At 70.7% G+C, this 9,162-nt stretch carries 8 protein-coding genes; all 8 read right to left on the bottom strand.

The features are described from left to right. Nucleotides 1–56: 56 nt before the first annotated feature. Complete coding sequence (locus AC1MIR_RS01750; protein ID WP_480026467.1) at nt 57–1,568, bottom strand: hypothetical protein; 1,512 nt, start codon at nt 1,566–1,568, stop codon at nt 57–59. Between the two features lie 63 nt (nt 1,569–1,631). Next, entirely contained in the window at nt 1,632–2,429 is a 798-nt protein-coding gene (locus AC1MIR_RS01745; RefSeq protein WP_480026466.1) for an FAD binding domain-containing protein, read from the bottom strand. A gap of 96 nt (nt 2,430–2,525) precedes the next feature. Continuing rightward, a complete protein-coding gene (locus AC1MIR_RS01740; RefSeq protein ID WP_480026465.1) occupies nt 2,526–4,904 on the bottom strand; it encodes a xanthine dehydrogenase family protein molybdopterin-binding subunit in 2,379 nt (792 codons plus the stop codon). A 31-nt stretch (nt 4,905–4,935) separates the two neighbouring features. Next, a complete protein-coding gene (locus AC1MIR_RS01735; RefSeq protein ID WP_480026464.1) occupies nt 4,936–5,439 on the bottom strand; it encodes a (2Fe-2S)-binding protein in 504 nt (167 codons plus the stop codon). 106 nt (nt 5,440–5,545) lie between these two features. Next, entirely contained in the window at nt 5,546–6,124 is a 579-nt protein-coding gene (locus AC1MIR_RS01730) for a CHRD domain-containing protein (RefSeq protein ID WP_480026463.1), read from the bottom strand. A 102-nt stretch (nt 6,125–6,226) separates the two neighbouring features. Then, nucleotides 6,227–7,270: an ABC transporter ATP-binding protein gene (locus AC1MIR_RS01725; RefSeq protein WP_480026462.1), complete on the bottom strand. Its 1,044-nt coding sequence runs from the start codon at nt 7,268–7,270 to the stop codon at nt 6,227–6,229. Further along, nucleotides 7,267–8,259: an ABC transporter ATP-binding protein gene (locus tag AC1MIR_RS01720; protein ID WP_480026461.1), complete on the bottom strand. Its 993-nt coding sequence runs from the start codon at nt 8,257–8,259 to the stop codon at nt 7,267–7,269. Before AC1MIR_RS01720 ends, AC1MIR_RS01725 begins: the two co-directional genes overlap by 4 nt. A 5-nt stretch (nt 8,260–8,264) precedes the next feature. Beyond that, the coding region (locus AC1MIR_RS01715; RefSeq protein ID WP_480026460.1) for an ABC transporter permease at nt 8,265–9,162 on the bottom strand (898 nt) is incomplete at its 5' end.

Raw genomic sequence — 9,162 nt, 5'->3', positions numbered from 1 at the left:
GCGCGCGGCCTGCCCTTCGTCGGCGCCGTCGCGGTCACCGACCCGCTGACCGCCGATTACCGGCTGGAGGGCACCGCGACCGACCCGGCCGCCGGCGCCCGCGGCACCGTCACCGCCGCCATGACCGTGCCGCAGGCGTTGCCGGCCGGGTCGGTCGAGGTGACCTCCAGCCGGTAATCGGCGGTCAGCGGGTCGGTGACCGAGACGGCGCCGACGAAGGGCAGGCCGCGCGCGACCTCGACCGCGCCGCGCAGCAGCCGCACCAGGACGCGGGCATGGTCCGCCGGGCAGGGCTGGGCGCCGATGCGCCAGGCCAGCTCCACGGGTGCGCAGGGCAGGAAGCCGCCCGGCGGCGCCGGGGGCGTGGCGAAGGCCTCGATGACGGGCGCGAGGACACTGACCGAGCCGGGCTGCGCCCAGAGTCCGCCGCCGCGGCCAAGCTCCACGCCAACGGCCTGCTCCGCCATCACGATCGGCCGGCGCAGCCACTCGGCGCAGGCCGCGTCCACGCCGTTGCCGGTGACATCGGCCTCGGTCGTGAAGGACCAGCGGACCGGATTGCAGCCCGGCAGCAACGCGCCGGTGCGCAGCCGGATCTCGCCGGGCGTCCAGCTCAGGATCTCGGCGGGCGCGCCGTTCACCAGCACGCCCCATTCCCCGCCCTGCTCCGCGCGGTTGCCGAAGCTGCCGGTCAGCACGAGCTCGATCCCGCCCGCCGGCAGCGCGCTGCCGCAGATCGCGCCCGGCGCGATGGCGGCCGGACCCGGGCTTTTCTCCGGCAGCGCCGGCACCGCCGGGTAGAGGCGGCCGAGGCCGAGGGTGCAATGCAGCCGCGCCTGGTTCTCCGGCGCCAGGAAGGCCGAGAAGGGCGATTTCCGGATCCAGTCGAGCAGCGGACCGAGGCGCGGATCGAGCGGCGGGCCGAGCGGACCGGGCGGGCCGGGCTTCGCCATGATGGTCGGCGCGCCGCGCAGCGCCTGCACCAGCTCATCCGGCGCCAGCGGGCCGGCGAGGATCTTGAGGTTGGCCTGCAGCAGCTGGTCGAAGGCGTCCGCCTCGACCGTGCCGGCGACGAGGCTGCGCGCGGCGAGGACGATGCGCGTCAGCGGCTCCGCGCGCCAGATCCAGGCGCTCAGCAGGCGGCGTGTCGCGATGCCGGCGGCTTCGTCGCCCGCGCGCGCCCGGGCGGTGGCATGCACGGCCAGGAACGGGGCGCCGCCCGCTCGCAGCCGCAGCACCGGCACCGGCTCGGCGGCACCCGCCAGCCGGCGGCTGAATGCCTCCTCCGGCCAGGGAGCGAAGCCATCGGCGAGCGCCGCGAGGTCGCCCGCAGCGCCACGGCCGGCGAGGAAATCGAGCCCGGCGCGGTCGGCGCTGGCCAGGTCATCCAGGGCATCGGCGAGCGGGAGCAGGTCTCCGGCCAGGAAGCCGCCGCGATCGACGCGGGCCAGCGCCTCGGCCAGGGCACCGAGATCCTCCGCCGCGAGGATGGGGGCGTGGCTCGCTCCGCCGGCTGCCCGAAGCGTCGCCCGCGGATCACGCACCGGGCGCAGCGGCTTGTCGCTCATGCGAGCGGCCTCCCCTCCCCCCGGCGCATCCGGGCCAGGGGGAATGGGGAAGGCTACCGGGAATTATCCCGCGTTTGCAACGGCCCGCTTCGCCATCACGGTGACCAGATGCGCGCGGTATTCGGCGCTGCCATGGATGTCGCCGTTCATGATCGACGGGTCCATCTTCACGCCAGCCACCGCATCCGGCGACCAGTCGGCCGACAGCGCCTTTTCCATCTCGGTGGCGCGGAAGGCGCCGCCGGCCCCGGCGCCGTTGACGCCGACGCGCACGCCCGCCGGGCCCTTGGCGACGAAGACGCCGGCCATCGAGTAGCGGCTGGCGGGGTTCTTCATCTTGGCGTAGCCAGCCTTCTCCGGCACCGGGATGTGGATCGCGGTCACGATCTCGCCGGTCTCCAGCGCGGTGGCGAACATGCCCTGGAAGAAGTCGTCGGCGCCGATCTTGCGCTTGTTGGTCTGGATGGTCGCACCCAGCGCGAGCAGCGCCGCCGGATAATCCGCCGAGGGGTCGTTGTTGGCGACCGACCCGCCCATCGTGCCGCGGTTGCGCACCTGGGTGTCGCCGATCGTGCTGGCCATCCAGGCCAGCGCCGGGATCGCCGCCTTGATGTCGGCGTTGGTCGCGATCTCGTAGTGCTTCGTCAGTGCGCCGACGACGATGCTGTTGCCCTCGCGCTTCACGCCGCGGAGCTCGGCGATGCCGGAGAGGTCAACCACCGAGGTCGGCTTGTTGAGGCGCAGCTTCAGCGCGGGCAGCAGCGTCATCCCGCCGGAGATCGCCCGCGCATCGGGGTCGGCCGCCAGCAACTTCACCGCATCGGCGACCGAAGACGGCTTGTGGTAGCTGAAGTCATACATCTGTATCGAACTCCCGTTGGTCGTTCGCCGGCCGATTCACGCCTGCGGTGCTCGCGCTCGCGCGCTGCGCCCTGCGGCGATCGGACGGCCGGTCTCCTACTCCGCCGCCCTGCGGGCGTGGATGATGTTCCAGATCTTCGCCGGCGTGGCCGGCATCTCGATGTGCTTCACGCCGTAATCCTTCAGCGCATCCACCACCGCGTTGATCACCGCGGGCGGCGAGCCGATGGCGCCCACCTCGCCGCAGCCCTTCACGCCGAGCGGGTTGTGGGTGCAGAGCGTGGTGTGCGTCGCGACCGACACCGGCGCGAGGTCGTCCGCGCGCGGCATGGTGTAGTCCATCATGGAGCCGCTGATCAGCTGCCCCTCCGCGTCGTAGATGGCGCTTTCCAGCAGCGCCTGGCCGATGCCCTGCGCCACGCCGCCCTGAACCTGGCCCTCGACGATCATCGGGTTGATGACGCGCCCGACATCGTCCACCGCCGTGAAGTTCACCATCGAGACCTTGCCCGTCTCCGGGTCGATCTCGACCTCGGCGATGTGGCAGCCGCCCGGATAGGTGAAGTTCTTCGGATCGTAGAAGGCGGTCTCCTCGAGGCCCGGCTCGATCTCCTCGATCGGGTAGTTGTGCGGCACATAGGCCGCGAGGCTGATGTCGGTCAGCGACTTCGTCTTGTCGGTGCCGGCGACGCGGAAGGTGCCGCGGTCGAACTCCACATCCTCGACGGCGGCTTCCATCAGATGCGCGGCGATGCGCTTGCCCTTGGCGATGATCTTGTCCATCGCCTTGAACATCGCGGACCCGCCGACCGCGAGCGAGCGGCTGCCATAGGTGCCCATGCCGAAGGGCACCTTGGCGGTGTCGCCATGCACGATGTCCACATTGGCGATCGGCACGCCGAGCCGGTCGGCGACGAGCTGCGCGAGCGTCGTCTCATGCCCCTGGCCGTGGCTGTGCGTGCCGGTCAGCACCGTCACGCTGCCCGTGGGATGCACGCGGATCGTGCCGACCTCATAGAGGCCCGCCCGCGCGCCGAGGCTGCCGACCACCGCCGAGGGCGCGATGCCGCAGGCCTCCAGATAGGTGGAGATGCCGATGCCGCGCAGCTTGCCCTTCGCCTTCGCCGCGGCGCGCCGCGATTCGAAGCCCTTCCAGTCGGCGGCTTCCAGCGCGGCGTCGAGCGTCGCGAAGTAGTTGCCGCTGTCGTATTGCAGCGCGACCGGCGTCTGGTACGGGAAGGCATCCACCGGGATGAAGTTCTTCCGGCGGAACTCGACGCGGTCCATGCCGAGCTCGCCGGCCGCGACATCCATCAGCCGCTCCAGCAGATAGGTCGCCTCCGGCCGTCCGGCGCCGCGATAGGCGTCCACCGGCACGGTGTTGGTGAAGACCGCCTTCACCTCGGCGTAGATCACGGGCGTGGTGTACACGCCGGCCAGCAGCGTGGCGTAGAGATAGGTCGGCACGCAGGGCGCGAAGGTGGAGAGATAGGCGCCCATATTGGCATGGGTGTGCACCTTCAGGCCCAGGATCTTGCCCTGCGCGTCCACCGCCAGCTCGGCCTTCGACACATGGTCGCGGCCATGCGCGTCGGACATGAAGGATTCGGTGCGCTCGGCGGTCCACTTGATCGGGCGCTTCACCTTGGCGGAGGCCCAGGTGACGATCGCCTCCTCGGCATAGTGGTAGATCTTCGACCCGAAGCCGCCGCCCACATCGGGCGCGACCACGCGCAGCTTCGCCTCCGGGATGCTGAGCACGAAGGCGCCCATCAGCAGCCGGATCACATGCGGGTTCTGGCTGGTGGTGTAGAGCGTGTAGTCGCCGCTCTGCGCGTCGTATTCGCCGATCGCCGCGCGCGGCTCCATCGCGTTCGGCACCAGGCGGTTGTTCGTGGTCTCGAAGCTGACGACCTTGTGCGCCTTGGCGAAGGCCGCATCCAGCGCCGCCTTGTCGCCGATATGCCAGTCGTAGCAGAGGTTGCCGGGCGCGGCCTCATGCACCTGCGGCGCGCCAGGGGCGGTGGCCTGCGCGATGGTGGCGGCGGCGGGCAGCGGCGCGTAGTCCACCGCGATCGCCTCGCCGGCGTCGCGGGCCTGCTGCTTCGTCTCGGCGATCACCACCGCGACCGGGTCGCCGACATGGCGCACCTTGCCCTCGGCCAGCACCGGATGCTTCGGCTCCGCCATCGGCGAGCCATCCTTGTTGTGGATCTGCCAGCCGCAGGGCAGGCCGCCGATGCCGGCCATGTCGGCGCCGGTGAAGACCGCGATCACGCCCGGCATCGCCCGTGCCTTCGCCGTGTCGATGCCCTTGATCTCGGCATGGGCATGCGGGCTGCGCAGGATGAAGGCGTGGGTCTGGCCGGGGCGGTTGATGTCGTCGGTGTATTGGCCCCGGCCGGACAGGAAGCGCAGATCCTCCTTGCGGCGCACGGAGGCGCCGATGCCCTCGAAGGGCGCGACCACGTTCATTGTGCTTTCCCTCCCCGAACGCGCGCCGCGCCTATTCGGCCGCGCGCGCCAACTCGCTGCGGCGGCCCTGCATCACATCGGCCGCGGCGGCGATCGCCTTGACGATGTTGTGGTAGCCGGTGCAGCGGCAGAGATTGCCTTCCAGCCCCTCGCGGATCTCCTGCTCGGAGAGGCCGCCCGGATGCTTGTTCACCAGGTCGATCGCCGACATCACCATGCCCGGCGTGCAGAAGCCGCATTGCAGGGCGTGGTATTCGCGGAAGGCCTCCTGCATCGGGTGCAGGGTGCCGTCGGCCTTGGCCAAGCCCTCGATCGTGGTGACCTCGGCGCCCTCGCACTGCACCGCCAGGATGGTGCAGGACTTGATGCTGTCCCCGCCCATATGCACCACGCAGGCGCCGCACTGGCTGGTGTCGCAGCCGACATGCGTGCCGGTCAGGCGCAGCTTCTCGCGCAGCAGCTCGACGAGCAGCGTGCGCGCCTCGACATCCACCGTGTGCTTCGTGCCGTTCACCGTCAGCGTGACCTGCGGCATCGCGCCTCTCCCCCGAATCCTGTGACGCCCCTGATCTGGGGGCGTTGTTTCGCGCGGGAAGCCTCGCCCTGCCCCGCGCGGCCGTCAAGCCGCGCCGGCGGCCGGATCAGGTCGCGCGCCGCCGCCCCAGCGCGGCAAGGCCGGCCAGGCCCAGGCCGAAGAGGCCGAGCGTCGCCGGCTCCGGCACCGCGGCCAGGAAGCCGCGGATCTCCCCGCCCGGGAAGGTGCTGCTATGCACGTTCAAATAGGCCGTGCCGGCACGCATGCCGGCGATCAGCCGCGCCTCCGCGCCCTCCACGGTGCCGCCCCCGGCGGTCAGGAAGCCGCCCGTGTAGGTTCCGGTGGCATCGGTGGGGAAGGTCGCGTCATAGGTGCCGAAGCTGACCCCGGCCGGGAAGCCCGTCAGCGTGCCGGGCGTTACCGCGACGCCGACGGCGCCGGCGCCCGGAACGGCCGTGCAGCAATGGATGTGCGCCACGGTGGTCACGCCGGACAGGCCGTCGAACGCCACCTGGACGCGCAGCGTGTTGGCGATCGGGTCGAGCCGCACGGAAGCGGTGCCGGAGCCGCTCGCACCCAATGCCTCCGGCCCCAGGCTCGTGACGAAGAGCAACGATCCGGCCTGGGCGCCGCTTCCCGAAACGGCCGCCAGCACGACGGCGGATGCCGCCAGGTACTTCATCATCGCCGCCGATCCTGTCGCAAAGATTGCGACGGTGAGAATGTGACGCAGGCGATCAGATGGCCACAGGAATGCCCCATGGTCACGGCGTCGTGACCGAGGGGGCTATTCCACCGCCAGCAACGCGGCCCCCTTCGATCCGGAAAGCGGGTTATCCGCCGCCGGCCGGTCGTGCAGGTGGCAGGCGGCGATGTGCCCCTGCCCCAGCGCGTCCGCCACCGGGCGCAGTTCGGGTTCCTCCGTCCGGCAGCGGTCAAAGGCGTAGGGGCAGCGGGTGTGGAAGCGGCAGCCCTTGGGCGGGTTGATCGGGCTCGGCACGTCGCCCTTGAGGATGATCCGTTCGCGCGCCGCGCCGGGCTCCGGCACCGGCACGGCGGAGAGCAGCGCTTCCGTGTAGGGATGCTTCGGCGCGGCGAAGAGGCTGCGCTTCGGCGCCACCTCCACGATCTTTCCCAGATACATGACCGCCACGCGATGCGTCATGTGCTCCACGATCGCCAGGTCGTGGCTGATGAACAGCATCGCAAGGCCGAGCTCCTTCTGCAGGTCCTGCAGCAGGTTCACGATCTGCGCCTTCACCGAGACGTCGAGCGCGCTGACCGCCTCGTCGCAGATGATGATGTCGGGCTCGGCCGCCAGCGCGCGGGCGATGCCGATGCGCTGGCGCTGGCCGCCGGAGAATTCGTGCGGCCAGCGGTTCACCGCGTCCCGCGGCAGCCGCACCTTGTCCATCAGGCCCGCGACCTTGGCCTCCAGTTCCGCGCTGTCCTTGGCGAGCGAAAAGTTGCGGATCGGCTCGGCCAGGATGTCGCGCACCCGCATGCGCGGGTTGAGCGAGCTGAACGGGTCCTGGAAGACCACCTGCATCCGCCGGCGCATCGGCCGCAGCGTGCCGGAGGGCATGTCGTCGATGCGCGTGCCGTCCAGGATCACCTGCCCGCCGGTGAGGTCGAACAGCCGCAGCACCGCCTTGCCGACGGTGGACTTGCCGCAGCCCGATTCGCCGACCAGCGACAGCGTCTCGCCCTTCGCGATGTCGAAGGAGACGCCGTCCACGGCGTAGACGTAGCCCGTGGTGCCGCCGAAGAAGCCGCCGCGCACCGGGAAGTGCTTCTTGAGGTCGTTGACCTGCAGGACCGGGGTGTTCATGCGGCCATCGCCCCTTCGCGCGGCGCGTAGTGGCAGGCGGCGACATGGCCGGGCGCCTTCTCCTCCAGCGCCGGGGCGACGGTGCGGCAGAGGTCCGTCGCATGGGCGCAGCGGGTGGCGAAGACGCAGCCCGGGATCTTCGCCTTCAGGCTCGGCACCAGGCCCGGGATTTCCGCCAGCCGCGTCTCGTGCCCGGTGAGCGAGGAGCCGAGCTTCGGCATCGAGCCGAGCAGGCCCTGGGTGTAGGGGTGGCGCGGCGTGCGGAACAGCGGGCCGATCGCCGCCTCCTCCACCTTGCGGCCGGCATACATCACCACCACCCGCTCCGCGACCTCGGCCACCACGCCGAGATCGTGGGTGATCAGCACGATCGCCGCGCCGACGCGATGCTTCAGGTCGCGCATCAGCTCCAGGATCTGCGCCTGGATCGTGACGTCGAGCGCGGTGGTCGGCTCGTCCGCGATGAGCAGCTTGGGATTGCAGGCGAGCGCGATCGCGATCATCACGCGCTGGCGCATGCCGCCCGAGAGCTGGTGCGGATACTCCCGCACGCGCCGCTGCGCCTCGGGGATGCCGACGAGGTTCAGCATCTCCACCGCCTTCGCCTCGGCCTCCTGCTTCGACAGGCCCTGGTGCAGCCGCAGCGTCTCGCCGATCTGCCGCCCGACGGTCAGCACCGGGTTCAGGCTGGTCATCGGCTCCTGGAAGATCATGGAGACGTCGTTGCCGCGGATCTGGCGCATCTCCCGGTCGGAGAGCTCCAGCAGGTTCTTCCCGTTCAGCCGGATCGCGCCGGCGATCTTGCCCGGCGGCTCCGGGATCAGGCGCAGGATGGACATGGCGGTGACGGACTTGCCGCAGCCGCTCTCGCCCACGATCGCCAGCGTCTCGCCGGCGTTCACATGGAAGCTGACGCCGTCCACCGCGCGGTTGATGCCGTCCGGCGTGCGGAAATGCGTCTGCAGGTTTTCGACTTCGAGCAGCGCCATGCGGATCAGAGCCTTTTCGCCATGCGCGGGTCCAGCGCGTCGCGCAGACCGTCGCCGAGCAGGTTCACGGCCAGCACGGTGATGGAGAGGAACAGCGCCGGGAAGAACACGATGTAGGGCTTCACCTGCCAGAGCGCCCGCCCCTCGGCCATGATGTTCCCCCAGGATGGGATGATGGGCGGCGTCCCCGCGCCGATGAAGGACAGGATCGCCTCGGTGATCATCGCGCTGGCGCAGATGTAGGTGGCCTGCACGGTCAGCGGCGCCAGCGTGTTGGGCAGGATGTGGCGGATGATGATCATCGGCGTGCGCGTGCCCGCCGCCACCGCCGCATCCACATAGGGCTGTTCCCGCAGCGAGAGCACCACGCCGCGCACCAGGCGCGAGACGCGCGGAATCTCCGCCACGGTGATCGCCAGGATGACGTTGCCGACCGACCCGCGGGTCAGCGCCATCAGCGCGATCGCCAGCAGGATCGAGGGGATGGACATCAGCCCGTCCATGATCCGCATGATGATCGAATCGGCCACCCGGATGAAGCCGGAGATCAGCCCGATCACCAGCCCGATCAGGGAGGCGAAGAAGGCCACCGCGAAGCCCACGGTCAGCGAGACGCGGGTGCCGTAGATCACGCGCGAATAGACGTCGCGGCCCAGCATGTCGGTGCCGAACCACCATTGCGCCGAGGGCTCGCGCGTGCGCAGCGCCGGCGCCAGCGCGGTCGGGTCCTTGGTGAACAGGAAGGGCGCGAAGACCGCGACGGCCACCATCAGAAGCACCAGGAAGCCGCCGATGGCGATGGTCGGGTTGCGCCACAGGAAGCCCAGGACGCCCTTCCGCTGCTTCACGGGGGGCATGATGTCCGGCATCGGGGTCGCGGCCGCGGGCGCGGGGGGGGGCGCG

The organism is Falsiroseomonas sp. RANM36 (assembly GCF_056682175.1).
Note: the sequence above shows the minus strand (reverse complement) of the source record. Positions and strands in the feature narration are given on the sequence as shown.